This is a genomic window from Citrobacter sp. R4 (genome assembly GCF_026719175.1).
Lineage (GTDB): Bacteria > Pseudomonadota > Gammaproteobacteria > Enterobacterales > Enterobacteriaceae > Citrobacter_A > Citrobacter_A sedlakii.
In genome coordinates, this window is record NZ_JAPPSU010000001.1 from 971,046 (window position 1) to 996,288 (window position 25,243).

Annotated in this window: 20 protein-coding genes and 1 pseudogene; 11 read left to right on the top strand and 10 right to left on the bottom strand. The window is 55.2% G+C overall.

The window, feature by feature from the left end; translation table 11 throughout:
- The first annotated feature begins 104 nt into the window (after positions 1–104).
- From yddG to OOJ60_RS04640, 3 genes are all read left to right on the top strand, one after another.
- On the top strand, positions 105–986 hold the full coding sequence (gene yddG, locus OOJ60_RS04630) for an aromatic amino acid efflux DMT transporter YddG (protein ID WP_042283052.1): 882 nt from the start codon (positions 105–107) through the stop codon (positions 984–986).
- 451 nt (positions 987–1,437) lie between these two features.
- Entirely contained in the window at positions 1,438–2,538 is a 1,101-nt protein-coding gene (ompC, locus tag OOJ60_RS04635) for a porin OmpC (RefSeq protein ID WP_042283054.1), read from the top strand.
- A gap of 87 nt (positions 2,539–2,625) precedes the next feature.
- Complete coding sequence (locus OOJ60_RS04640; RefSeq protein ID WP_042283057.1) at positions 2,626–3,066, top strand: GFA family protein; 441 nt, start codon at positions 2,626–2,628, stop codon at positions 3,064–3,066.
- A gap of 1 nt (position 3,067) precedes the next feature.
- On the opposite strand, the gene OOJ60_RS04645 is transcribed toward OOJ60_RS04640, so the two are convergent.
- The 8 genes and pseudogenes from OOJ60_RS04645 to OOJ60_RS04680 form a co-directional block, all read right to left on the bottom strand.
- The gene (locus OOJ60_RS04645; RefSeq protein ID WP_060569783.1) at positions 3,068–4,555 is read right to left on the bottom strand and encodes an MFS transporter; all 1,488 of its coding nucleotides are present in this window, start codon (positions 4,553–4,555) and stop codon (positions 3,068–3,070) included.
- A gap of 175 nt (positions 4,556–4,730) precedes the next feature.
- Positions 4,731–5,504 (bottom strand): benzoate diol dehydrogenase BenD, encoded by a 774-nt coding sequence (gene benD / locus OOJ60_RS04650; RefSeq protein WP_205612023.1) that lies wholly within the window; start codon positions 5,502–5,504, stop codon positions 4,731–4,733.
- A gap of 10 nt (positions 5,505–5,514) precedes the next feature.
- The gene (benC, locus tag OOJ60_RS04655; RefSeq protein ID WP_042283064.1) at positions 5,515–6,531 is read right to left on the bottom strand and encodes a benzoate 1,2-dioxygenase electron transfer component BenC; all 1,017 of its coding nucleotides are present in this window, start codon (positions 6,529–6,531) and stop codon (positions 5,515–5,517) included.
- A 9-nt stretch (positions 6,532–6,540) separates the two neighbouring features.
- Positions 6,541–7,026, bottom strand: coding sequence for a benzoate 1,2-dioxygenase small subunit (gene benB / locus OOJ60_RS04660; protein ID WP_042283068.1), 486 nt, complete (start codon positions 7,024–7,026; stop codon positions 6,541–6,543).
- The gene (locus tag OOJ60_RS04665) at positions 7,026–8,408 is read right to left on the bottom strand and encodes a Rieske 2Fe-2S domain-containing protein (protein WP_205612024.1); all 1,383 of its coding nucleotides are present in this window, start codon (positions 8,406–8,408) and stop codon (positions 7,026–7,028) included. Before OOJ60_RS04665 ends, benB begins: the two co-directional genes overlap by 1 nt.
- Positions 8,409–8,470: 62 nt before the next feature.
- Positions 8,471–9,397 (bottom strand): catechol 1,2-dioxygenase, encoded by a 927-nt coding sequence (catA, locus tag OOJ60_RS04670; protein WP_205612025.1) that lies wholly within the window; start codon positions 9,395–9,397, stop codon positions 8,471–8,473.
- Between the two features lie 66 nt (positions 9,398–9,463).
- Entirely contained in the window at positions 9,464–9,754 is a 291-nt protein-coding gene (gene catC, locus OOJ60_RS04675; RefSeq protein WP_042283075.1) for a muconolactone Delta-isomerase, read from the bottom strand.
- A gap of 12 nt (positions 9,755–9,766) precedes the next feature.
- A pseudogene (locus tag OOJ60_RS04680) lies at positions 9,767–10,938 on the bottom strand (muconate cycloisomerase family protein).
- Between the two features lie 211 nt (positions 10,939–11,149).
- Here OOJ60_RS04680 and OOJ60_RS04685 point away from each other — a divergent pair.
- From OOJ60_RS04685 to narI, 7 genes are all read left to right on the top strand, one after another.
- Complete coding sequence (locus OOJ60_RS04685) at positions 11,150–11,947, top strand: IclR family transcriptional regulator domain-containing protein (RefSeq protein WP_042283082.1); 798 nt, start codon at positions 11,150–11,152, stop codon at positions 11,945–11,947.
- Between the two features lie 68 nt (positions 11,948–12,015).
- On the top strand, positions 12,016–12,594 hold the full coding sequence (locus OOJ60_RS04690; protein WP_205612026.1) for a TetR family transcriptional regulator: 579 nt from the start codon (positions 12,016–12,018) through the stop codon (positions 12,592–12,594).
- Positions 12,595–12,820: 226 nt separating this feature from the next.
- Positions 12,821–14,209 (top strand): NarK family nitrate/nitrite MFS transporter, encoded by a 1,389-nt coding sequence (locus OOJ60_RS04695; RefSeq protein WP_181823162.1) that lies wholly within the window; start codon positions 12,821–12,823, stop codon positions 14,207–14,209.
- Positions 14,210–14,305: 96 nt separating this feature from the next.
- Positions 14,306–18,046, top strand: coding sequence for a nitrate reductase subunit alpha (locus tag OOJ60_RS04700; RefSeq protein ID WP_060569790.1), 3,741 nt, complete (start codon positions 14,306–14,308; stop codon positions 18,044–18,046).
- Positions 18,043–19,587, top strand: a complete 1,545-nt coding sequence (gene narH / locus OOJ60_RS04705; RefSeq protein ID WP_042283092.1) for a nitrate reductase subunit beta — start codon at positions 18,043–18,045, stop codon at positions 19,585–19,587. Before OOJ60_RS04700 ends, narH begins: the two co-directional genes overlap by 4 nt.
- Complete coding sequence (gene narW / locus OOJ60_RS04710; RefSeq protein ID WP_060569792.1) at positions 19,587–20,282, top strand: nitrate reductase molybdenum cofactor assembly chaperone; 696 nt, start codon at positions 19,587–19,589, stop codon at positions 20,280–20,282. Before narH ends, narW begins: the two co-directional genes overlap by 1 nt.
- Positions 20,279–20,959: a respiratory nitrate reductase subunit gamma gene (gene narI / locus OOJ60_RS04715; RefSeq protein WP_042283097.1), complete on the top strand. Its 681-nt coding sequence runs from the start codon at positions 20,279–20,281 to the stop codon at positions 20,957–20,959. Before narW ends, narI begins: the two co-directional genes overlap by 4 nt.
- A 312-nt stretch (positions 20,960–21,271) precedes the next feature.
- Here the strand turns inward: narI and OOJ60_RS04720 are convergent, their stop codons facing one another.
- Positions 21,272–21,439, bottom strand: coding sequence for a hypothetical protein (locus OOJ60_RS04720; RefSeq protein ID WP_233470872.1), 168 nt, complete (start codon positions 21,437–21,439; stop codon positions 21,272–21,274).
- Position 21,440: 1 nt separating this feature from the next.
- Here OOJ60_RS04720 and OOJ60_RS04725 point away from each other — a divergent pair, with 1 nt between their 5' ends.
- A complete protein-coding gene (locus OOJ60_RS04725; protein ID WP_233470873.1) occupies positions 21,441–24,242 on the top strand; it encodes an autotransporter outer membrane beta-barrel domain-containing protein in 2,802 nt (933 codons plus the stop codon).
- Positions 24,243–24,282: 40 nt separating this feature from the next.
- On the opposite strand, the gene nhoA is transcribed toward OOJ60_RS04725, so the two are convergent.
- Positions 24,283–25,128, bottom strand: coding sequence for an N-hydroxyarylamine O-acetyltransferase (nhoA, locus tag OOJ60_RS04730; protein WP_205612029.1), 846 nt, complete (start codon positions 25,126–25,128; stop codon positions 24,283–24,285).
- Positions 25,129–25,243: the final 115 nt, after the last annotated feature.

Sequence of the window (25,243 nt, forward strand, 5' to 3'; positions counted from 1 at the left end):
ACCTTAGTGGTAACTCGTATGCGCATTGACCTGGCATCCTCCGCTAAAAAAGTGCTATATATTTCAGCTTATTTTTTTGCAGGGTTAGGGAAACGGCAAACAGAATGACAAGACAAAAAGCAACGCTCATTGGACTTATCGCGATCGTGCTGTGGAGCACAATGGTGGGGTTGATTCGCGGCGTAAGTGAAGGGCTGGGGCCAGTGGGTGGCGCGGCGGCAATCTATTCCCTCAGCGGGTTGCTGCTGATTTTTACCGTCGGTTTTCCCAATATTCGCCGTTTTCCTGTGCGCTATTTGATTGCCGGTAGCGTTCTGTTTGTCAGTTATGAAATTTGCCTTGCGCTTTCGCTTGGCTATGCGGCGTCACGTCATCAGGCGATTGAAGTCGGCATGGTCAATTATTTGTGGCCCAGCCTGACTATTTTGTTCGCCATTTTATTTAACGGACAAAAAACCAACTGGGTGATTGTTCCCGGATTACTGCTGGCATTGGTCGGCGTCTGCTGGGTACTGGGCGGTGAGAATGGACTGAACCCTGCCGAAATTATCAACAATGTCACAACCAGTCCGCTGAGCTATTTTCTCGCCTTTCTCGGTGCGTTTATCTGGGCAACCTACTGCACAGTGACCAATAAATATGCACGTGGCTTTAACGGCATTACGGTTTTTGTTTTGCTCACAGCGTTGAGCTTATGGGCGCATTATTTTATGACGCCGCAGCCTGTAATGGTCTTTACCACGCCGGTAGTGATAAAACTGTTTTCCGCCGCCCTGACGTTAGGTTTTGCTTATGCCGCCTGGAACGTGGGTATTCTGCACGGAAATGTCACCATTATGGCGGTGGGCTCCTATTTCACGCCGGTGCTTTCCTCTGCGCTCGCAGCCGTACTGCTGAGCGCTCCGCTCTCTTTCTCTTTTTGGCAGGGCGCGGTGATGGTCTGTGTGGGATCGTTGCTGTGCTGGTGGGCGACCCGCCGGGCGTGACCGTCATCACAACTGCCGACCGCTTTTTCTCTGTCTGGCAACCTTTTTGAATTTGGTTTAGTCTTTATTAAGATTAAACCAAAATATTTCCTCGAATTTAGCAATCTGTTAAATTAATGATACTAAAATGATGCTTAACTATTAAATCCCTGCCTGTCAAATTCATTTATCCCGATATAGTTAGCCTGCGTAATTTACCGCAAAATAACCACTTCATCGCACATTGTTAGCCTAATAAATATTTCACTTAAGCCTAATCCCATTTGTAACTAATTTATTTCAGGATATTAAGGAGATCTGGATCACACATCTGTAAATATCCAGCAATAAGATGAAACTTATTATTGAATTGGTGCTACTGCGTAATTTAAAAATAGCTTGCCATTGATGAGAAGCCTCGTTTAGCAATGGTTTAGGAAACACATTAAGAAAATTATAAGGATTATCTAAAATGAAACTTAAATTAGTCGCAGTGGCAGTGACCAGCCTGTTGGCAGCAGGCGTTGTTAATGCAGCAGAAGTGTATAACAAAGACGGCAACAAACTGGATCTGTACGGCAAAGTTACCGCTCTGCACTACTTCTCTGACAATAACGGCGATGATGGCGACAAAACTTACGCACGTCTGGGTTTCAAAGGTGAAACACAAATCAATGACCAACTGACCGGTTTCGGCCAGTGGGAATACGAATTCAAAGGCAATAACTCCGAATCTAACGGCACCAAAGGTAATAAAACCCGTCTGGCGTTTGCCGGTCTGAAATTTGGTGAGTACGGTTCTTTTGACTATGGCCGTAACTATGGCGTCGCGTATGACGTTGGCGCATGGACCGACGTTCTGCCTGAGTTCGGTGGCGACACCTGGACCCAGACCGACGTGTTCATGACCCAGCGTGCTTCTGGCGTGGCGACCTACCGTAACACCGACTTCTTCGGTCTGGTTGACGGCTGGAACTTTGCCGTTCAGTACCAGGGTAAAAATGGCGCCAGCGACGAAACGAACAACGGTCGTTCTAAGCTCACCGAACAGAATGGCGACGGCTTTGGTCTGTCTACCAGCTACGAGTACGAAGGCTTCGCCGCAAGCGCCGCTTACGCGAAATCTGACCGTACCGATTCTCAGACTGCGGGTGACAACGTGTTCTACGCTCGCGGCAAGAACGCAGAAGTGTGGGCTGCGGGTCTGAAATATGACGCGAACAACCTGTACCTGGCGGCAACCTATGCAGAAACCCGCAACATGACCACCTTTGGTGATGTAAACGGTATTGCTAACAAAGCGCAGAACTTCGAAGTGGTAGCACAGTACCAGTTCGACTTCGGTCTGCGTCCGTCCCTGGCTTACCTGAAATCCAAAGGTAAAGACATCGGCGGTTACGGCGACCAGGATCTGGTTGAATACGTTGACGTTGGCGCGAGCTACTACTTCAACAAAAACATGTCCACCTACGTTGATTACAAAATCAACCTGGTTGACGAAAACAACTTCACCCGCGCTGCTGGTATCTCCACTGACAACATCGTTGCTGTGGGTCTGACCTACCAGTTCTAATTCATTTAGAATTGAGCGGTATAGAAGCCAGCCCACGTCGGGCTGGCTTTTTTTACCGATGCATAAACCGGTCATAAGGAGTATGCCGTGCAAACCTATACAGGACGTTGTCTCTGTGGGCAGAGCCATTTTACCGTTGATATCGAATCGCTCGATGTTTACGCCTGTCACTGCACGCTGTGCCAGAAATGGTCAGGCGGCATTGCAATGTACCTGGAGGCCAGCGGTCATCCGATGATGGATCCCGACGCGCCTGAACCGGCCTTTTTTACCTCCTCCTCGCGGGGGGAACGCTACTTCTGTTCCGGCTGCGGCTGTCCGCTGTGGTTTAAGCTCACCGACACGCTGCGCTATTTTATCCCCTGGACGCTGCTTGAACTGAACGAAGGCGATCGCCGTCGTTTGATCCTCGCCGCTGAAATCTACACAGAAACCCAGCCCGCGTTCTGGCGGCTGACCGGACAGTACGCCCGGTTAAGCGGCAAAGAGGTCGAAGCGCTGGACAGCCTGTGCCAGTTAACCCACTAAGCTAGTCGCGGTTGACGTTTGCGAGGCTAAACCACATACCCACCGCCAGCAGAATCAGCATACTGCCGGCGCTGCTTAGCGCCACGCTGTGTGACCAGGTAAAGGCCTGTTTCGCGGCATCAATAATGTGTTCTCCCAGCGCGTCGGGCAGCGTCTGCGCCAGTTGCACCGCTTCCCCCATCGACGACGATGCGCGGGTCATTTCTTCGGCGTTCAGCCCTTCCGGCAAGCTAATCGAGGCAGAAAAGCTACGACTCAGCAACAGACCGAAAATGGCGATGCCCAGTCCAGCGCCCAGCTCATAGGCCATTGTCTCTATCGCCCCTGCCGCTGCCGCTTTCTCGCCCGGCGCCGCGGCCATAATGGCTGCCGTTGACGCCAGCAGCGCGCTGGCAGCGCTAAATCCCAGCAGCGCCATCAGTGCCCAGGCCTGCAGTTGCTGTGTGCTGAAATCAGTCATCGCCAGGCCATAAAAACTCAGCGCACTCAATGCCATCCCCCCCGTCGCCACGGTGCGTAGTCCAAATCGGGACACCAACATACCGGCGATGGGGCCGCTGAAGCCGCTGGCAAGCATGACAGGTAACATGAACAGCCCCGCCTGATACGGTGTGAAGCCATGCACAAACTGCAATTCCTGCGCCATTAATAGCTCAAAACCGACCAGCGTGATCATGGCGGTCATCGCCATCACCACGCCGCTTAAAATGATGCGATGCGTAAACAGCCGCAGGTCGATCATCGGACGCGAGGCCGCAAGCTGGATACGGATAAACTGTATCAGCAGCAGCGCGCCGCTAATGACGGTTAAGGCAATTGCGCCAATGGCGATATGCCCTTTCAACGCGGTCTTCGCGCTGTAAACAAGCAATAAGATGGCCATAATCAGCATGATGGCGTGCCCCAAATTCAATGACTGATCGCGGCGTCCCGTCTGACGCGGCACATAGCGCGCGGTAAGGGTCAGCACAACCAGTACGACAGGCACGTTGATCAAAAATACCGAGCCCCAATAAAAGTGCTCCAGCAGTATTCCCCCCACCAGCGGCCCGAACGCAGCGCCGCCGGAACCTACCGCCGCCCAGACGCCCAGCGCCATATTACGATGGCGTGCGTCGCTGAAGGTCGCGCGGATCCCGGCAAGCGTTGCCGGAACGATCATCGCCGCACCGATCGCCAGAATGGCGCGCGTGGCGATCAGCCAACTGGCGCTGTGTGCGAATGCGGCAGCGAGCGAAGCCAGACCAAACAGGCCCCCGCCAAGTAACAGCAAACGTTTAAAACCGATGCGATCGCCCAGCGCGCCCATCGGCAATACCATCCCTGCCATCACCAGCGAGTAAATATCAATGATCCACAGCAGCTCGTTGCCGCTGGCGCCCAGCGTCATACTCAGCGTGGGGGCGGCCACATGCAGCACCGTCGCGTCGATAGCAACCGGAATGTAGACCAACACAATAATCACTAATGTTAACCACTGACGAAACATAACGCTTCCCTTAAGACAAACTGGACACGCGTCCAGATTTACCGATCCTACGGAAAATTGAACATATGTCCAACTTTTTATTGAGCGCCGTGATTATCTGAATTCGTGGGTATCAGGGAAAGCAAGACAGGAAAACAGCGCCATCCGACCAGCCAGCCGGATGGCGAGAATAAACTCAGCCCAGGTCGCCCCCGGCCACCGGCAGGGTCACACCGGTGATATAGCTCGCCTGGTCGCTTGCCAGAAACAATATCGCCTGCGCCTGTTCTTCAAGCGTGCCATAGCGGTGCATCAGGCTGCTGTCCAGGGTCTGATCCACAACCTGCTGATACCAGATTTTTTCCTGCGCGGTGGGCGTTTCGGTATTACGCGGCGTGACACGCTCTGGCGCCTCTGTTCCTCCCGGCGCCACGGCGTTTATCCGGATCCCCTGGTGGCTGTATTCCATGGCAATGGAGCGGGTTAAGGCGTTGACCCCGCCTTTCGCTGCCGAATAAGGCACCCGATTCACCCCAGATGTCGCTACGGACGATACATTGACAATGCTGCCAGCCCCCTGTTTCAGCATCCACGGCAGCACTGCACGACAGCCCCACAGCGTAGGAAACAGAGAGCGGCGGATTTCCTTTTCGATCTGCTCTGGCTGATAGTCGGCAAAAGGCCGCGCCCAGATCGTCCCGCCGACGTTATTAATCAATACGTCTATACGACCGAAATGTGCAACGCCTGCTCCGAAGGCCTGTTCGGTACTTTCCCACTGCTCAAGATCGGCCTCCAGCGCCAGCACCTGAACGCCCTCAGCGGTGAGTGTCGCAGCCAGTTCATGAACGTGACGGGAACGATCGATCAGTAACAGCGTTGCGCCCTCTTTTGCCGCCTGCTCTGCGGTCTGGCGACCAATCCCTTGCGCCGCGCCGGTAATCGCGACGACTTTAGTGTGAAATCGCATCCTGTTCTCCTTATGCCGCGGCGCTTTGGCTGGCGATAAACTTCTCATACCAGAATCCGGCGGGATCGATTCCCCTTTCCCGCAGCGTAGCAGCGACCGCGTTGACCATCGGCGGCGGCCCGCACAGGTAAATATCCACATCCCCCTGATTCAGCAAGGCGTCATTGAGATACGCGGTGACATAACCCCGCTGCGGACAGGCGCTGTCGGCATCCGCAACCACCGGTAGCCAGTGGAAATTGACCAGCCCCTCACGAAAAGCCTCCAGCCGGGCCGTTTTGACAAGATCAATGTCATAAGTCACGCCATACAACAGCGTCACCGGACGCTGACTTCCCTGCGCCGCCAGCGCTTCCAGCATGGAGAGCATGGGCGCCAGCCCGGTTCCGCCCGCCAGCATCAACAACGGACGCTCGCCGCCGCGCAGATAAAAACTGCCCATCGGGCCGCTGAGGGTCAGACGGTCGCCAGAACGTGCGCGCTGGGTCAGCCACTGGCTCATCAGCCCGCCCGGCACATTGCGGATCAAAAACCGGCATTCGCGGTTATCCGGCAGCGAACTGAATGAATAGGCGCGCACCTGGTTCGTGCCGGGAACCTGAATATTGACGTACTGTCCCGGCAAAAATGCCAGCGGTTCATCGGCGTCTATCACCAGTTCAAACGCCGTAGCCGACAGCGCGTCCACTGCCCGTACCGTCGCGTCCAGCGTCGTAAGCCCGGTTTTACACTGCGCGGCGGCAACAGGCACATCGATCACGCAGTCGCTGCACGGCACCATCTGGCAGGTCAGTACCTGTCTTGCCTGGGCTTCATCGTCGCTCAAAGCGTCTTCGATGAAATCGTCACCGAGGGCATATTCCCCACTGGCGCAATGACATTTACAGGTGCCGCAGACGCCATCTGAGCAATCCATTGGCAGATTAACCTTCTGCCGGTAAGCCGCATCAAGCACCTTTTCGCCCGCGTTGCACTGAATAAAACGGGTGATGCCGTCCTCAAAATTAAGGGCAATCGTAAAACTCATAAGCACCTCTTAAATGTGATACACATCAATCACCTGACGGATATAGTCATTGTTCAGCCGCACTGTTTTACGCACAATTTGCGGGACGCCGCTTTCTTCAATCAGCGTGCAGTGCGTCGTGCCAAAATACGCATCGGTATGCTGATACCGGTGGCTGTAGGTCACCCAGTTGTAGCGCACCGCCAGGCCTTCCGCCGTTTCGCCCAACAGTTCGACATTCGCGATCATATGGGTGGTACGCGGTTCCGGCGTGCTGGCGCCGGACCGTTCCGTTTTGATGCGATACACCCGATCTTCCAGCCCCTCGCGGTTCGGGTAATAAATAAGCGAGATTTCACGCTGCGGATCGCGGGTCGGTTTATCATCATCTCCCCACGCGGGCATCCAGAACACCACGCCGGGGCTATAGCAGTTCAGCCACGCATCCCACTGGCGATCATCCAGCAACCGCGCTTCGTAATACAGAAACTGACGCACCTGTTCCAGGGTCAACATCAGACTACCTCCACGCGTTGGGTGATCGACTGCTCGTAACGTTGCCGCTCTTTTTCGACTGCCGCGAGCATCACGTTTTGCCAGTGATGGTGATGCGCGATGTACAGCGCCTCGTCTTCGGACTTCACCCCGCTCAACAGAGGCGTAAAACCGGCATGACGGGCGTGCTCGTCCGGACCGTCGACCCAGTGCAGCGCGCCGCGGCTCAGATCGCTCCAGGCCAGATTTTCCCCCAGGTATCCACGCTGGCAGGCGCTGAACTCTTCGAGATCGTCAGGGGTTCCCATACCGCTGACATTAAAGAAATCCTCGTATTGACGGATACGTAGCGCCCGCGCTTGATCAGATTCCCCTTTTGGCGCGAAACACCAGATCGTGACTTCCGTTTTGTCTACCGCCAGAGGACGAATAACGCGAATTTGTGTCGAAAATTGATCCATCAGATAGACGTTGGGATACAGGCATAAATTGCGGGTTTCGTTGACCATCTGGTCCGCGCGCCGTTCTCCGAATGTCGCCTGAAGCCGCGCCCGGTGATCATAAACCGGGCGCACTTCCGGGTTGATGGCGCGCGTCCAGAGCAACATGTGGCCATTTTTAAAGCCATAGCCGCCACCGAGGCTTTTTGACCAGCCGTTGGCGTCCACCGCGCGCGTACCGTCCGCTTCATAGTTGCGTCGCGACATCGTCGAGGCATAGTTCCAGTGCACGACGCTGACATGGTAGCCGTCGGCGCCGTTTTCCGCTCCCAGCTTCCAGTTCCCTTCGTAGACATAGCTGGAAGACCCCTTCAGCACTTCCAGCCCTTCCGGCGCCTGGTCGACAATCAGATCGATGATTTTCCGTGTCTCGCCAAGATACTCCTCCAGCGGTTGTACCTCGTCATTGAGGCTACCGAATAAAAATCCACGATAAGACGCAAAGCGTGGCAGGGCTTTTAAATCATGCGATCCGTCCTGCTTAAAAGAGTCTGGATACCCGCCGGTACTTTCATCTTTCGCCTTGAGCAGCTTGCCGTTATTACTGAACGTCCAGCCATGAAACGGACAGGTAAACGAGTTTTTATTTCCGGTTTTACGTCGGCATAACATCGCGCCGCGGTGCGCACAGCTATTAATTAACGCATGGAGGGTCTGCTGCTTGTCGCGCGTAATAATAACGGGCTGGCGGCCCAGCGTCAGAGTATAATAATCGCCGGGTTGCGCGATCTGACTTTCATGCGCCAGAAATACCCAGTTGCCTTCGAATATATGCTTCATTTCAAAATCAAAAAATTGGCTATCGGTAAAGATAGAGCGATGACAGCGATAAATATGGTTTTCCCGATCGACAATTAAGGCCTGGGAAATTTTATCTTTTAATGCCGAGAGCGTTTTTTGCATGTGTCTGGTCCTCCTGCATCATTCAGGATTAAGCGTTCAGTGAATCTTTATTGGGCGGTGAATTATTCCAGCGCGCGCAGGCGAGTAATACGCTGTTCTTCTTCGGCGCGCTGCGCCTTGCAGAGCGTAAAGTCGAATCGCACCTCGGTATGTTCTCCTGCCAGTTGACGCTGCGCAATTAATGCGGGATCGGTAACCTTCACCGGATCGGCGATCAGACCATCGCGAGTGGCAAACGCAAAATCGTCCCACAGGTAGCGATCGCCATTAAGGTTAATCTGGCTGGTAAGGTGCTTAAAGCCCGGCGCAGAGACAAAGAAATGGATATGAGCAGGCCGGTTACCGTGGCGGCCCAGACGATCGAGTAACGCCTGGGTAGGGCCATCAGGAGGACAACCATAGCCGGAAGGCAAAATACTCCGCACGCTGTAGCGTCCTTCCGCGTCGGTGCGAATACGGCGACGCAGGTTATATTCGCTCTGGCTGGAGTCGAAAAACGAATAGTTGCCGAGCGTATTGGCGTGCCAGATGTCCACGATCGCGCCTGCGACGGGGTGTCCCTGCACGTCTTTTACTTCACCGTACAGCCACATGACTTCTCCGTCGTCCAGACCGTCATCCATCCGATCATGCCCGTCAGCCAGCGGCGCGTTTGCAACATACAGTGGCCCTTCAATGGTGCGTGGGGTTCCCGTTTCGGATGACTGGCTGGCTTCGATAGCTTCCTGGCGCAGATCGAGAAAATGCTCCAGACCCAATCCGGCCGCCAATAACGCCGCTTCCTTACGTCCGCCAAGTTCATGCAGATAATTCACCGCATGCCAGAATTCTTCCTGCGTCACATTGTAGTCGTCAATTAATGTACAGATATTCGTGAGCAAGCGATGAATAATCGATTTAAAACGTTCGTTTCCATCGGTCGAGTTTAATCCGGCGCTTTCACGCAATAAATCCTGAACAGTGTGTTGGTTGATAAATGAATGGCTCATAATATTTCTCGCTTCTTATTTTCTGTAGGGTCATACCAGAACGATTTCCGGCGTTCGGCGTAAGGATTATTTATCGCTGTCATGAATCGACGACGGGTGGCGACACAGCGCTTCCACATGAATCTCCATGAAAGGATAAAGCGGCAACCCCATAAGTATTTGATGTAATTCTTCAGCATCCTGAACATCGAAAACGCTGATATTGGCGTACAGCCCTGCGACGCGCCAGATATGGCGCCATTTCCCTTCCCGTTGTAACCGTTGGGAATACGCTTTTTCGCGGGCTTTCATCTCTTCTTGTTCTTTAACCGGCAGTCCGTACGGAATATTGACGGTCATTTCCACTTTAAATAGCATGTTGACCTCCTGTTATTCCCGCTGTGCGCGGGCATAAAAGCGTAATTTATCCTCATCCAGTTCCACGCCCAGTCCGGGCGTTTGCGGCAGCGCCACGTGGCCATTCGCGAAGGACAGCGGTACGCAGACAATGTCATCCTTCAGGAGCAGCGGCCCAAACATCTCCGTTCCCCACGGTAATGACAGCGTCGACCAGGCGTGCAGCGACGCGACAGTGCCAATCGTTCCTTCCAGCATGGTGCCGCCATACAAACTGATTCCGGCAGCCTGCGCGACGTGCGCCAGTTTCAACACGCTGGCGGGACCACCCGCTTTGGCGATTTTTAACGCCCAGGCGCCGCTAAACCCCTGCTGTGCCAGACGGTAACCGTCAAAGTGGCTGGCGACGGACTCGTCGGCCAGAATGGCGGCGTCAGTTTGCTGACTCAGGCGTACCAGCGCCGCGCTGTCCTGCGCGCTGACCGGTTGCTCAATCAGATCGACCCCCATCGCCGCCAGTTCCCGACAGCCTTTCGCGGCGACGGTCGCGTCCCATGCCTGATTTACATCTACCCGAATGCTGGCGCGATCGCCAAGCGCCTCGACAATAGCCCGCGTGTGGCCAAGATCGTCATCCAGCGCATTGGCGCCAATTTTCAGCTTAAACGCCTGGTGTCGACCTTCCTCCAGCAGTCGCTGCCCTTCGGCAATGTCGTTTGCGGTATTGCCGCTTGCCAGCGTCCAGAGAACGGGCAGCGCAGTGTTCAGCGCGCCGCCCAGAAGCGCAGAAACGGGCAACCCAAGCGCTTTTGCCTGCGCGTCCAGTAGCGCCGTTTCGAGGGCCGATTTCGCAAAAGTATTGCCCTTCACGGCTGCGTTCATCCGCGCCGTCAGCACATTGAGATTATCTGCGGGCTGACCTTTGAGCAGCGGGGTCAGATAATGGCTAATCGCAGACTGGATTGCCTCCGGACTTTCTACGCCGTAGCTCAGCCCGCCGATGGTTGTCGCCTCTCCCAGGCCCTGAATGCCGTCCGAACGGGTGATACGCACGATAACCAGACTCTGACAGCCCATCGTGGTCATCGATAATTTATGGGGGCGGATGGTCGGAACATCGACCAGCCAGCTTTCAATCTCTTCAACGGTTGCGCTCATCATTTCTTCCTGAGATGCGTGTCATAACTTTTGCGATCGTCATCAATAACGAACGGTGACGGTGCTTTTGACAATAGGGGTCAGCCGGGAAGTGGGTCAACGGCGATAATCGAAATGGTGTGCGATTATCGGCGCGAATGTTACATTGAAGTTAATAATGTGATCCCCGTGGGAAAACGGGGATATTCCGCCTTCCGTCCCCGCACGCGAGGTATAGTGAGTGCGCTATGGCTTCGAATTGCAGCGGAGAGGAATTCAATGAGCGATGAACATCAGCCGACGATCGGCACGCGACAGGCCGCATCGGACCCGAATTTCATGCTGTCGCTGGCGCGCGGTCTGGCGGTACTGAACGCCTTCACCCCGCAGCGTCAGCGCCTGACCATCTCACAACTCAGTCAAAAGACGCAGATTTCACGCGCCGCGGTCAGGCGTTGTCTGTACACTCTCGCCGCACTTGGCATGGTGCACACGCCTGATGGCCGCAGCTATGAGCTGCTTCCGCGCGTTCTGGCCGTAGGCCATGCCTATCTGGCCGGTACGCCGCTGGCGAAAGTGGCGCAGGCGGCATTAGATGATCTTGCCAGAACGCTCGGCGAGTCGTGCTCTGCGGCCACGCTGGACGGCGACAACGTGCTTTACATCGCCCGGGCAGCCATGAACAATTTGCTCAGCGTCGATATCGGGCGCGGGAGTCGTTTACCGGCGTGGGCTACGTCAATGGGACGGGTACTGCTAAGCGCGCTGCCGGAAGAGCAGTTAGAGGTGACACTGTCACGAGCAAGTTTACTGCGTTATACCCCGTATACCCTTTGCGATCGTTCTGCGCTACGCGATGAAATCAGACGGGTGCGGATGCAAGGGTACGCGCTCGCCGATCGTCAGATCGAAGTGGGCTTATGCTCGCTGGCGGTACCGCTGCTTTCGCGTAGCGGCACCCTTGTCGCCGCGTTAAACGTCGGCGTACCGGCTTCATCGATGAGCGCCGACGCACTAAAGCTAAAAGCCCTCGCGCCCTTGCGTCGCGCTGCGATGGAGCTGTCGCTTAAGCTATAAACTGCCGTAATTGAACAGGCGTCCAGCTTTTTGTTACACTGCCATTTTTCGGGAAGATACAGGTACATATGGGCTATCTGCATAAAGATGAGCGTCGTGAAGTGATTTTGCAGGCGGCAATGCGCGTGGGGCTGGAAGACGGATTTAAAGCCATGACGGTCCGACGTATTGCCACCGAGGCGAAAGTCGCCGCTGGTCAGGTACATCATCACTTTACCTCTGCCGGCGATCTGAAATCGCAAGCATTTGTGCGCATTATCAGTACGTTGCTTGACGCAGACGTCCCGGGCGAAGATGCCAGCTGGCGCGCGCGCCTGCATGCTATGCTTGGCAGCGACGACGGCGGTTTCGAACCTTATATCAAACTCTGGCGTGAAGCGCAGATCCTTGCCGACCAGGACGCGGATATCAAAAGCGCCTACCTGCTCACTATGCGCATGTGGCATGAAAAGACCACGGCCATTATTGAAGGTGGAGTGGCAGAAGGGGAATTCTCGACGGCAGATGGACCTGCGGATATTGCCTGGCGTTTGATTGCCCTGGTGTGCGGCCTGGATGGCATGTATGTGCTTGGTCTTCAGGAAATGGCGGATCCCGCTTTTGAACGTCATCTGGATCGTATGATCAGCCTGGAGCTGTTTTCCTGAACCGTAGATGTAAAAACAGCACATCTTTTGTTTACATTTAGTAACACTTAAGCAACTTTTTCTTCCCCTTCGCGCCGCCCGGTTGCGCGTTTTCTATCTATCCTTTCATCAATATTCCTAAAAACATCAATAAATTCTAAAAAGGGCGAATGCACAGCGTGCGTTATGCGCCCTTTGGCCTGCTTTTTTATTTTTTTATGAACGACATGTGCATGCGAGGGGCAATATGGCGCTACAAAATGAGAAAAATAATCGTTATCTCTTGAGTGACTGGAAGCCTGAAAATCCCGCTTTCTGGGAACATAAAGGAAAACACATCGCACGACGAAATCTCTGGATTTCAGTGGCTTGTCTGTTACTTGCCTTCTGTGTCTGGATGCTTTTTAGCGCGGTGGCGGTCAATCTTAATAAAATTGGTTTTAATTTCACCACCGATCAATTGTTTTTATTAACGGCATTACCCTCTCTCTCTGGCGCAATATTACGCGTCCCCTACTCCTTTATGGTGCCTATATTTGGCGGACGTCGCTGGACGGTTTTCAGCACCGCGATCCTGATTATTCCCTGCGTCTGGCTCGGTTTTGCCGTACAGAACCCGAATACCCCTTTCGGGGTGTTTATTATTATTGCGCTGCTCTGTGGTTTTGCCGGGGCCAACTTTGCTTCCAGCATGGGCAATATCAGCTTCTTTTTTCCAAAGGCGAAACAGGGAAGCGCGCTGGGCGTTAACGGAGGGTTGGGCAACCTCGGGGTGAGCGTAATGCAGTTGGTCGCGCCGCTGGTGATCTTCTTGCCCCTTTTCACCTTCCTCGGCGTGCAGGGCGTTCCGCAGCCTGACGGCAGTCTGCTCTCCCTGGCGAATGCCGCGTGGATCTGGGTGCCGCTACTGGCTATCGCCACTGTCGCCGCCTGGGTAGGCACCAACGATATCGCCAGTTCAAAAGCCTCCATCGCCTCGCAGTTACCGGTGCTCAAGCGTTTTCATCTTTGGCTGCTCAGCCTGCTGTATCTGGCGACCTTCGGCTCGTTTATCGGTTTTTCAGCAGGCTTTGCCATGCTGTCCAAAACGCAGTTTCCGGAGGTCGACATTCTGAATCTGGCGTTTTTCGGCCCGTTTATCGGCGCACTGGCGCGCTCTGCTGGCGGTGTGATTTCCGATAAGTTCGGCGGCGTTCGCGTGACGCTGATCAACTTCATCTTTATGGCGCTGTTTTCCGCGCTACTGTTCCTGACATTGCCCGGTACAGGTTCAGGAAGTTTTATCGCCTTCTACCTCGTCTTTATGGGGCTATTTTTCACGGCGGGCCTGGGCAGCGGCTCCACCTTCCAGATGATTGCCGTGATCTTCCGCCAGCTCACCCTTTACAAAGTCAAACTTCGCGGCGGCACAGATGAGCAGGCGCAGCGTGAAGCGGTGACCGATACCGCGGCGGCATTGGGCTTTATTTCCGCCATCGGCGCGGTCGGCGGCTTCTTTATCCCGAAAGCCTTTGGTACGTCTCTGGCAATGACCGGCTCTCCCGTCGGCGCCATGAAAATTTTTCTGGTGTTCTACATCGTCTGCGTACTGGTGACCTGGCTGGTCTACGGTCGCCGCAAACCCACACAACAATAACAACATATTCATCGCTGTTATCAGGCCGGAGAAGGCGCTTGCCCCGTCCTCCGGCTTGCAGAACGACGGCAACATTATCGAAGCAGGAGAAATGTCATGAGCAAGCTGTTGGATCGCTTCCGCTATTTTAAATCTAAAGGCGACACCTTCGCTGACGGTCACGGTCAGGTGATGCACACCAACCGCGACTGGGAAGACAGTTATCGTCAACGCTGGCAGTTCGACAAGATTGTGCGTTCCACCCACGGGGTGAACTGTACCGGCTCCTGTAGCTGGAAAATTTATGTGAAAAACGGCCTGGTCACCTGGGAAGTCCAGCAGACCGACTATCCGCGTACCCGTCCGGATCTGCCCAACCACGAACCGCGCGGTTGCCCACGCGGGGCCAGCTATTCGTGGTATTTATACAGTGCCAATCGTCTGAAGTACCCGTTAGTGCGCAAGCGCCTGATCGAACTGTGGCGCGAAGCGTTGACCCAGTGCAGCGACCCGGTACTGGCCTGGGAATCGATCATGAACGACCCGCAGAAATGCATGAGTTACAAACAGGTGCGCGGGCGTGGCGGATTTATCCGGTCCAACTGGAAAGAGTTGAATCAACTGATCGCGGCGGCCAACGTCTGGACGATAAAAACCTACGGTCCGGACCGCGTTGCCGGATTTTCGCCGATCCCGGCAATGTCGATGGTGTCCTATGCCGCCGGAACCCGTTATCTCTCGCTGCTCGGCGGGACCTGCCTGAGCTTCTACGACTGGTACTGCGACCTGCCGCCAGCATCGCCAATGACGTGGGGCGAACAGACCGATGTGCCGGAATCCGCCGACTGGTACAACTCCAGCTACATCATTGCCTGGGGGTCAAACGTCCCCCAGACCCGAACCCCGGACGCCCACTTCTTTACCGAAGTCCGTTACAAAGGCACGAAAACCGTTGCCATTACGCCTGACTTTTCGGAGGTCGCTAAGCTGAGCGACCAGTGGCTGGCGCCGAAGCAAGGCACCGACAGCGCGCTGGCGATGGCGATGGGCCACGTCATTCTCAAAGAGTTCCATCTCGATAACCCCAGCGACTACTTCCTCAACTATTGCCGCCGCTATACCGACATGCCGATGCTGGTTTTGCTGGATGCGCGCGAGGATGGCAGCTTCGTTCCGGGCCGCATGATGCGTGCGTCCGATTTGGTCGGCGGTCTTGGCGAAGCCAACAATCCGGAATGGAAAACCGTGGCATACAACAGCGCCGGTGAGTTAGTTGCGCCCAACGGCTCAATTGGCTTCCGCTGGGGTGAAAAAGGCAAATGGAACCTCGAGCCGCTGGCGGCAGGCCACGAAACTGAACTGACGCTGTCGCTGCTCGGTCAACATGACGAGGTCCTGGGGGTGGCGTTCCCCTATTTCGGGGGGAACGAAAACCCGCATTTCCGTAGCGTGAAGCAGGAACCGGTGTTGGTCCGTCAGTTGCCAGTGAAACGCCTGACGCTTGCTGACGGCAGCAGTTGTCCGGTGGTAAGCGTCTATGATCTGGTGCTCGCCAACTACGGCCTCGATCGTGGGCTGGACGATGCGTACGGCGCGAAAGATTATGCGGAAGTGAAAGCCTATACGCCCGCCTGGGCGGAACAGATCACCGGCGTACCGCGTTACCATATTGAAACCATTGCCCGCGAATTTGCCGATACGGCGCATAAAACCCACGGGCGTTCGATGATTATCCTCGGTGCCGGCGTTAACCACTGGTATCACATGGACATGAACTACCGCGGAATGATTAACATCCTCGTGTTCTGCGGCTGTGTCGGACAAAGCGGCGGCGGCTGGGCGCACTACGTCGGCCAGGAAAAACTGCGTCCGCAGACTGGCTGGCTGCCGCTGGCCTTCGCGCTGGACTGGAACCGTCCGCCGCGCCAGATGAACAGCACTTCATTCTTCTATAATCACGCCAGCCAGTGGCGTTATGAGAAGCTCACTGCGCAGGAGCTTCTCTCACCGTTAGCCGACCCGGCGAAATTTACCGGCCATTTAATTGACTTCAACGTGCGGGCTGAGCGTATGGGCTGGCTGCCGTCCGCGCCGCAGCTCAATCTTAACCCGCTGACGCTAAAAACCCGTGCGGAAAAAGCCGGTCAGTCACCCGTGGATTACACCGTGCAGGCGCTAAAATCGGGCGATATCCGCTTTGCCTGCGAACAGCCGGACAGCGGCAATAACCACCCGCGCAACCTGTTTGTCTGGCGCTCGAACCTCCTCGGCTCATCCGGCAAAGGGCATGAATACATGCTCAAATATTTGCTCGGGACCGAAAGCGGCATTCAGGGTGAAGCGCTCGGCTCTAGCGAGGGGATTAAGCCGGAAGAAGTGGAATGGCAGTCTGCCGCCATTGAAGGCAAGCTGGATCTGCTGGTCACGCTCGACTTTCGAATGTCCAGCACCTGCCTGTTCTCCGATATCGTGTTGCCGACCGCCACCTGGTACGAAAAAGATGATATGAACACGTCGGATATGCACCCGTTTATTCACCCGCTGTCGGCGGCGGTGGATCCCGCCTGGGAATCGCGCAGCGACTGGGAGATCTACAAGGGCATCGCTAAGGTCTTTTCCGAGGTGTGTGTCGGCCATCTGGGTCAGGAAACCGACGTGGTGTTGCAGCCGTTGCAGCACGACTCCCCGGCAGAATTGTCGCAACCGTTTGATATCCTCGACTGGCGCAAAAACGAGTGCGATCTGATCCCCGGCAAAACCGCGCCCAACCTGGTGGTCGTGGAACGCGACTACCCCGCCACTTACGAGCGCTTCACCTCGCTCGGCCCGCTGATGGATAAACTGGGCAACGGCGGCAAGGGCATCACCTGGAATACCGAGGCGGAAGTCGAATTCCTCGGTAAACTGAACTATACCAAGCGCGAAGGCCCGGCTAAAGGCCGACCGCGGATCGACACCGCGCTGGACGCGTCTGAAGTGATCCTTGCGCTGGCGCCGGAAACCAACGGTCAGGTGGCGGTGAAAGCGTGGGAAGCGCTCGGCGCGATGACCGGGCGCGAACATACCCATCTGGCGCTGAATAAAGAAGATGAGAAGATCCGTTTTCGTGATATTCAGGCGCAGCCGCGCAAAATCATCTCCAGCCCCACCTGGTCCGGTCTGGAAAGCGAACATGTCTCTTATAACGCGGGTTACACCAACGTCCACGAACTGATCCCCTGGCGCACCCTTTCTGGCCGCCAGCAGTTGTATCAGGATCATCAGTGGATGCGCGCATTCGGTGAAAGCCTTGTCGCCTATCGACCGCCGATTGACACCCGCAGCGTCAGCGAAATGCGCGAGATCCCGCCCAACGGCTTCCCGGAAAAAGCGCTCAACTTCCTGACGCCCCATCAAAAATGGGGCATCCACTCTACGTATAGCGAAAACCTGCTCATGCTGACGCTGTCACGTGGGGGACCGATTGTCTGGATCAGCGAAACCGACGCCCGCGAGCTGGGCATTGAAGATAACGACTGGATTGAAGCCTTCAACGCCAACGGCGCACTGACCGCTCGCGCGGTGGTCAGCCAGCGTGTACCGCCGGGGATGACCATGATGTATCACGCCCAGGAACGCATCATGAATATTCCGGGGTCAGAAATTACCGGGATGCGTGGCGGTATTCATAACTCGGTAACCCGCGTCTGTCCGAAACCCACACACATGATCGGCGGCTACGCTCAACTGGCCTATGGCTTTAACTACTATGGCACCGTCGGCTCTAACCGCGACGAGTTCATCATGATTCGAAAAATGAAAAATATCGACTGGCTGGATGATGAAGGTCGCAATCAGGTACAGGAGGCGAAAAAATGAAAATACGCTCACAGGTTGGGATGGTGCTTAACCTCGATAAATGCATTGGCTGCCACACCTGCTCTGTCACCTGTAAAAACGTCTGGACCGGACGTGAAGGGATGGAATACGCATGGTTTAACAACGTCGAAACCAAACCGGGTATCGGGTATCCGAAAAACTGGGAAGATCAGGAGGAGTGGCAAGGCGGCTGGGTTCGCGACGTGAACGGTAAAATACGTCCGCGCATGGGCGGAAAAATGGGCGTCATCACCAAAATCTTCGCAAACCCGGTTGTGCCGCAGATAGACGACTACTATGAGCCCTTTACTTTTGACTATCAGCACCTGCACAGCGCGCCGGAGGGTAAACACCAGCCGACCGCCCGCCCGCGCTCGTTGATTGACGGTAAGCGGATGGACAAAATTATCTGGGGGCCAAACTGGGAAGAACTGCTTGGCGGCGAGTTTGAAAAGCGCGCCCGTGACCGTAACTTCGACAAGATCCAGAAGGAAATGTACGGGCAGTTTGAAAATACCTTCATGATGTATCTGCCCCGCCTTTGCGAACATTGTCTGAACCCAAGCTGCGTCGCCACTTGCCCGAGCGGCGCGATCTATAAGCGTGAAGAAGACGGCATCGTGCTGATCGACCAGGACAAGTGCCGCGGCTGGCGTCTGTGCATTAGCGGCTGCCCGTACAAAAAAATCTACTTCAACTGGAAGAGCGGCAAGTCTGAGAAATGCATCTTCTGCTATCCGCGCATTGAGTCCGGTCAGCCAACCGTGTGTTCTGAAACCTGTGTTGGGCGCATTCGCTACCTCGGCGTGTTGTTGTATGACGCAGACCGCATCGAAGAAGCCGCCAGCACCGAGCATGAAACCGATCTGTACGAGCGTCAGTGCGACGTGTTCCTGAACCCGAACGACCCGGCGGTGATTGAAGAGGCCTTGAAACAGGGTATTCCGCAGAACGTGATCGACGCGGCGCAGCGTTCCCCTGTCTATAAAATGGCGATGGACTGGAAACTGGCGTTGCCGCTGCATCCGGAATACCGCACCTTGCCGATGGTCTGGTACGTCCCGCCGCTGTCGCCGATTCAGTCTTACGCCGACGCCGGAGGGCTGCCGCCGTCAAATGGCGTACTTCCGGCGATCGAAAGCCTGCGCATTCCGGTGCAGTACCTTGCGAATATGCTCAGCGCAGGCGATACCGGCCCGGTGCTGCGCGCCCTGAAGCGCATGATGGCCATGCGTCATTACATGCGTTCGCAAACAGTGGAAGGCGTGACGGATACCCGCGCCATTGAGGAAGTGGGCCTGAGCGTCGAACAGGTTGAGGAGATGTATCGCTATCTGGCGATCGCCAACTACGAAGACCGTTTCGTGATCCCGACCAGCCATCGCGAGATGGCGCGCGACGCCTTCCCTGAGCGCAACGGCTGCGGCTTTACCTTTGGCGACGGCTGCCACGGTTCCGACACCAAGTTCAACCTGTTCAACAGTAGCCGCATTGACGCCATCAACATCACCGAAGTGCGTGATAAAGCGGAGGGAGAATAATGCAAATCCTCAAAGCGATCGGTCTGTTGATGGAATACCCGGATGAGTTTCTCTGGGAATGCAAAGACGAAGTGCTGGCGATGGTGCGTCACGACGCGCCTGCGCTCAACGGCTTCGCCACCGACATGCTCAACGCCCCGCTGCTGGATAAGCAGGCCGAATGGTGTGAAGTCTTTGACCGTGGCCGCGCCACGTCGCTACTGCTGTTTGAACATGTCCACGCCGAGTCCCGCGATCGCGGCCAGGCGATGGTCGATCTGATGACCCAGTACGAGAAAGTGGGTCTGCAACTCGACTGTCGCGAACTTCCCGACCATTTGCCGCTGTATCTCGAATATCTCAGCATTTTGTCGGAAGCCGATGCGCGCGAAGGTCTGCAAAACGTCGCGCCGATTCTGGCGTTACTGGGAGGGAGGCTGAAACAGCGCGGCGCCCCGTGGTATCAATTATTCGATGCCCTGCTGAACCTCGCCGGAAGCCCGCTTTCAAGTGACAGCGTCACGCCACAGGTAACGCAAGAAAGCCGTGATGACACTCGTCAGGCGCTTGATGCCGTCTGGGAAGAAGAACAGGTGAAGTTTATTGAAGATAACGCCACAGCCTGTGACAGCTCACCGTTACAGCAATATCAACGACGCTTTAGCCAGGACGTGGCGCCGCAGTACGTCGACGTCAGTGCGGGAGGCCCGAAATGATACAGTACCTGAACGTCTTTTTTTACGATATCTACCCGTACATCTGCGCGACCGTTTTTTTTCTCGGCAGTTGGCTGCGGTATGATTATGGTCAGTACACCTGGCGCGCCTCGTCCAGCCAGATGCTGGATAAGCGCGGCATGGTGGTCTGGTCGAACCTGTTCCACATCGGCATACTCGGCATTTTCTTCGGCCATCTTTTCGGCATGTTGACACCGCACTGGATGTACGCCTGGTTTTTGCCGATCGCGGTCAAACAGCAAATGGCGATGGTTCTCGGCGGCGTGTGCGGTGTACTGACGCTCATTGGCGGCGCTGGTTTGCTCTGGCGTCGTCTCACCAACCAGCGCGTCCGCGCCACCTCGACCACGCCGGACATTATCATCATGAGCATCCTGCTGATCCAGTGCCTGCTTGGGCTGAGTACTATTCCGTTTTCAGCCCAATATCCTGACGGCAGTGAAATGATGAAGCTGGTTGGCTGGGCACAGAGTATTGTCACCTTCCGTGGCGGCTCGTCAGAAATGCTTAATGGCGTTGCCTTTGTTTTCCGCGTCCATCTGGTGTTGGGGATGACCATTTTTCTGCTGTTCCCGTTCACCCGTCTGGTACACGTCTGGAGCGCGCCGTTTGAGTATTTTACCCGCCGATACCAGATAGTCCGTTCTCGCCGATAAGTTTTTTCGCCCGGTAGCGCCTCGCCTGCCGGGTTTATTTCCTTAAGTATCACTGCCTGTTTCCTTAACACGGCGGCGCTGTATTTAAGAAATGACGAAGATTGGTGTGCCACAGTTGAAAATTCTCTTAAATACTTTAAATGCCGCATCTCTGACCAGCACTCAGCGCCCGCCTGAGCCATTAATGCTGGCGACGAGTTAAAATCATTTCATTTGCCTTCGCTTAAGCAGAATTAGACAATTTTCCTGCCGTTCTACCTTTCTATGAAATAAATAACAGACACCAGGACTGGTGTCTTATCTACGCATTACTCAAGGATACTGGAATTTATCTATGAAGATACCTGCCTTATCACCCCAAATTAAACCCAAAATAATTGCTTTATTATTAAGTGCATTATTAGCCACTACAACCTTTTCTGCTTTTTCCGCGCCAGTAAAATATACTCTCGACGCCAGCACGCCCAGCGACCAACGCACGGTGAATATCACCAATGGGGATGAAATCTCAAGAATTGATATTAACGTTGCTGATGGTCGCGTTGATTTCGCCGACAATATCACAATGAACAGTACCGGCGTAGTTAACGCAACAGGTTCCCGAAACGTCTGGTTCGCTTACCTTAAAGCCGGTGAAATAAATCTGGGTAATCATTTTACCCTTAACTTCGACCCGCGCACGAATGGGACCTATTCGACTTCCGATGGTATTGCCCTGTACGGCACCGGCAAACTCACCGCCGAAAATTACACCTTCATTAACATGAATGACAGCGAAGAATCGGACGGGCTGTACGTTGGCGATAATGCCCGGGCCGACCTGAAAGGCCTGACCACCATCAGAGGCGGCGGTATCAGCGCCGGATCGCAGGGGATTTTAAACGCCGAGAATATTGATATCGCGTATACCCGTCCCGGCATCCGTGAATCTGGCGACTCAACCGATACCGGCATGGCTTTATGGGGCGGGAAAGTCACCGTCACCGGTAACACCACCATTAATATTGTCTCCCCCACCTTTTATCTGGAAGGGATTCGCACATATACCGACCTGGAGTTGGCCGGACATACGGATATTCAGTTAACCAGTAATTCAACTGACCGCTACTCTGATGTCACAGGCATTCTTATTTTCGACTCGTTCACCAGTTCCTCCCTGAGCGGTAAGCGTGTCTTCAACGATGTCAGCATCAAAATTAAAAGCACCACCGAGGAAGGCTACGCTGATGGACTGACATACCTCGGCGGCAACGGTAAACATACCGATCTGATTATCAATAAAATTGATATTGATAGCTCGGGAAATGATATTGTCCGCGGTATTTATTTGTGGGGTGACGATCCCGCTGAGACGGCTACGCATCGTATCAACGATGCGAAAATAACGTTATCCGGCAATGATAAGGCAACGCTGTGGGGCTTTTTTAGCGCCAACGTGAATCAGGATGACGGTATCGTGCAATGGGACGCCGATACGATCGTCGGCAACATCGCCATTACCTCTAAGGGGGGTAAAGAGTCATATCTGCTTTATCAGGCGGACGCCCTGTTTACTGGCGATGTCATTTTAGGCGATCGGAACGCCTACGAGTCTGTCGCCGATACGCTGTACTCCATTTATGGACGCTGGGGTTCAACGGATATCACTAACAATAATAAGCTGGTTGCATGGGGTAAAATGCTGGTCCGCGGCGACCATGCGATTAACATTGTCTCTGGCGATAACTCCTACATTTATGGCGACACGGCTATTGAAGAACAAGGTTCCATCAATATGGAACTGAATGGTAGCAACAGCCGCTGGGATATGATTGCCAACTCCACACTGACCACGCTGACCCTGAACGACGCCACGCTGAATTTTATGCCTGGCGACACCGCCTCCCGCACGCTGACCCGCGACGCGGCAACGTTTAAAACCCTGACGGTGAACGGTGATTACGCCGGTAATAACGGTAATCTCGTGATGAACACCCAACTGGGCGATGATGCCTCACCCACCGACAAGCTGGTTGTGCAGGGCAATACCTCCGGTAACACGAACGTGACGGTGCTGAACGCGGGCGGCGCAGGCGGCCTGACAACGAACGGTATAGAACTGATCAGTGTGGCGGGCAATTCTGACGGCGTGTTCACCCAAAACGGGCGTATCGTGGCGGGTGCCTATGACTACACCCTGGCGCGTGGTGAAGGCCAGAACGACAAGAACTGGTATCTGACCAGCGCGCTATCGACAGAACAGCAACCAGAGCCGCAAGAGCCGCTGGCGCCTGTTGATCCGGTAGAGCCTTCCCCAACCCCGCGCGAAAACGCAGTGCGTCCGGAAGCCGGTCTGTACGGTATGAACCTGCAGGCGGCGAACACGATGTTTAACACCCGTCTGCACGACCGCCTGGGCGAAACCCACTACGTCGACGCCCTGACCGGCGAGAAAGCGGTGACCAGCCTGTGGCTGCGCAACGTCGGTGGCCACACCCGGCAGAAAGACAGCAGCGGCCAGCTGGATATGCAGGCCAACCGCTATGTGATGCAGCTTGGCGGCGACATCGCCCAGTGGTCTTCCGACAACACTGACCGTTTCCACCTTGGTCTGATGGCGGGCTATGCCAACCAGAAGGCTCGGGCGGAAAACCAGCGTAACGGCAACCGCGCCGACAGCCGCATCAGCGGTTACAGTGTCGGTCTGTACGGCACCTGGCTGCAGGATAACGCCACCCACGAAGGCGCGTATGTCGATACCTGGGCGCAGTACAGCTGGTTTGACAACACTGTTTCCGGTCGCGGCGTCGAATCCGAAGAGTACGACTCAAAAGGCTTCACCGCGTCGGTGGAATCCGGCTACACCTGGAAGCTGGCGGACATCAGCGAGCGTAACGCGCTGTACATCCAGCCGAAAGCGCAGGTCACCTGGATGGGCGTGAAGGCGGACGAACACCGCGAAGCCAACGGCACCCGCGTGGAAGGTCACGGTGACGGCAACGTGCAGACCCGCGTCGGCGTGCGTCTGTTCGGCAAGGGCCACAACAAACTGGATGACGGCAAAGACCGCACCTTCCAGCCGTTTGTTGAAGCGAACTGGATCCACAACAGCAAGGACTTTGGCGTGTCGATGAACGGTGACAACGTGAATCTGGACGGCGCCCGCAATATCGGCGAGCTGAAGGCCGGTGTGGAAGGCCAGCTGACGAAGAACGTCTCCCTGTGGGGCAACGTCGGCCAGCAGATTGGTGATAAAGGCTACAGCGACACCTCGGCGATGCTCGGCATTAAAGCGTCGTTCTGATAAATACGGCCCGATGGCGCAATGCTTCCGGGCCTGTGACTTACTTCCCCGCCTCCGGATGCGTATCAAACGCCGCCATCACCCTTGCCAGTTCAGCTTCGCTGATCCCATGCTTTGCATCGTCTACCCCGAGCCCAAAACGATCCTGGAGTAAGGCATACAGTGACGCGACGTCCGGACAGTGAATCTGCTCAACCGAGTGCCCGTGTTCATAATGGGTAAAGTGGAAATTGGTGAGCGTCAGCTTGCCGCCATCAGGCAAATGACGGCACATCAGCAAATGATGGCGAAAATGCGACTGCGGCCAGTGCGCGGACCAGAAGTTGCCCATCACATAATCGCTCTGATGCTGAGTAACCAGATCGAAACGGTACATCGACTGCCAGTGCGTGTGGTGACGAAATTGCAAAATGCAGTCTTCGCCTTCCTGCAACAGTCGGTACTCACCGTGCGGCGTCTGCTGTGGGATGTCCGCAAGCAGGCGAATCGGCGCAGTCAGCGTCTGTCCGCCAAAACCAACATCCGCGATCCACGCTTCGCCGTCCACTTCGACTAACAGCAGACGATGGGTTCGCGGCGGCAGGCTCGGCGGATTCGACAGCACAACCCGCCCCAGCAAGCTGCGAACGGTAAACCCCAGTTCGCGTAAGACCCGCTCGAATACGCCATTTTGCTCAAAACAGTAGCCGCCACGGCGGGCGCCGATCAGTTTCTCCGCCAGCGACTGTTCGTCCAGCTGCATTTCGCGCGGCAGCAGAACGTCCAGGTTTTCAAAAGGAATGGTACAGTTATGCTGTAAGTGCAGCGCCCGTAGCGTCTCAAGGGTGACGTCGGTCGGCCCGGACCAGTTCAGGCGGGCGAAGTAGGCATTCAGGATGGGGGTCATCGGGGTTCCTGCGGTGATCCGGTAAGGTGCGAAAGAGTATAAACGATGGATCCCGAAAGAGACGCCACTTATTGTGCAAATTGGCGCCCGGCCACTTATCATTAATACTCAGAAA

Bases quoted from the DNA above. Each gene is read 5' to 3' on its own strand.
- benC (WP_042283064.1), bottom strand. From the start codon at position 6,531: ATGAGTTTTACGATTGCCCTTAATTTTGAGGACGGCATCACCCGTTTT.
- nhoA (WP_205612029.1), bottom strand. From the start codon at position 25,128: ATGACCCCCATCCTGAATGCCTACTTCGCCCGCCTGAACTGGTCCGGG.
- narI (WP_042283097.1), top strand. From the start codon at position 20,279: ATGATACAGTACCTGAACGTCTTTTTTTACGATATCTACCCGTACATC.
- catC (WP_042283075.1), bottom strand. From the start codon at position 9,754: ATGCTATTTAAAGTGGAAATGACCGTCAATATTCCGTACGGACTGCCG.
- yddG (WP_042283052.1), top strand. From the start codon at position 105: ATGACAAGACAAAAAGCAACGCTCATTGGACTTATCGCGATCGTGCTG.
- OOJ60_RS04695 (WP_181823162.1), top strand. From the start codon at position 12,821: ATGGCGCTACAAAATGAGAAAAATAATCGTTATCTCTTGAGTGACTGG.
- OOJ60_RS04685 (WP_042283082.1), top strand. From the start codon at position 11,150: ATGAGCGATGAACATCAGCCGACGATCGGCACGCGACAGGCCGCATCG.
- OOJ60_RS04645 (WP_060569783.1), bottom strand. From the start codon at position 4,555: ATGTTTCGTCAGTGGTTAACATTAGTGATTATTGTGTTGGTCTACATT.
- narW (WP_060569792.1), top strand. From the start codon at position 19,587: ATGCAAATCCTCAAAGCGATCGGTCTGTTGATGGAATACCCGGATGAG.
- benB (WP_042283068.1), bottom strand. From the start codon at position 7,026: ATGTTGACCCTGGAACAGGTGCGTCAGTTTCTGTATTACGAAGCGCGG.
- OOJ60_RS04665 (WP_205612024.1), bottom strand. From the start codon at position 8,408: ATGCAAAAAACGCTCTCGGCATTAAAAGATAAAATTTCCCAGGCCTTA.
- benD (WP_205612023.1), bottom strand. From the start codon at position 5,504: ATGCGATTTCACACTAAAGTCGTCGCGATTACCGGCGCGGCGCAAGGG.
- ompC (WP_042283054.1), top strand. From the start codon at position 1,438: ATGAAACTTAAATTAGTCGCAGTGGCAGTGACCAGCCTGTTGGCAGCA.
- narH (WP_042283092.1), top strand. From the start codon at position 18,043: ATGAAAATACGCTCACAGGTTGGGATGGTGCTTAACCTCGATAAATGC.
- OOJ60_RS04700 (WP_060569790.1), top strand. From the start codon at position 14,306: ATGAGCAAGCTGTTGGATCGCTTCCGCTATTTTAAATCTAAAGGCGAC.
- catA (WP_205612025.1), bottom strand. From the start codon at position 9,397: ATGAGCCATTCATTTATCAACCAACACACTGTTCAGGATTTATTGCGT.
- OOJ60_RS04690 (WP_205612026.1), top strand. From the start codon at position 12,016: ATGGGCTATCTGCATAAAGATGAGCGTCGTGAAGTGATTTTGCAGGCG.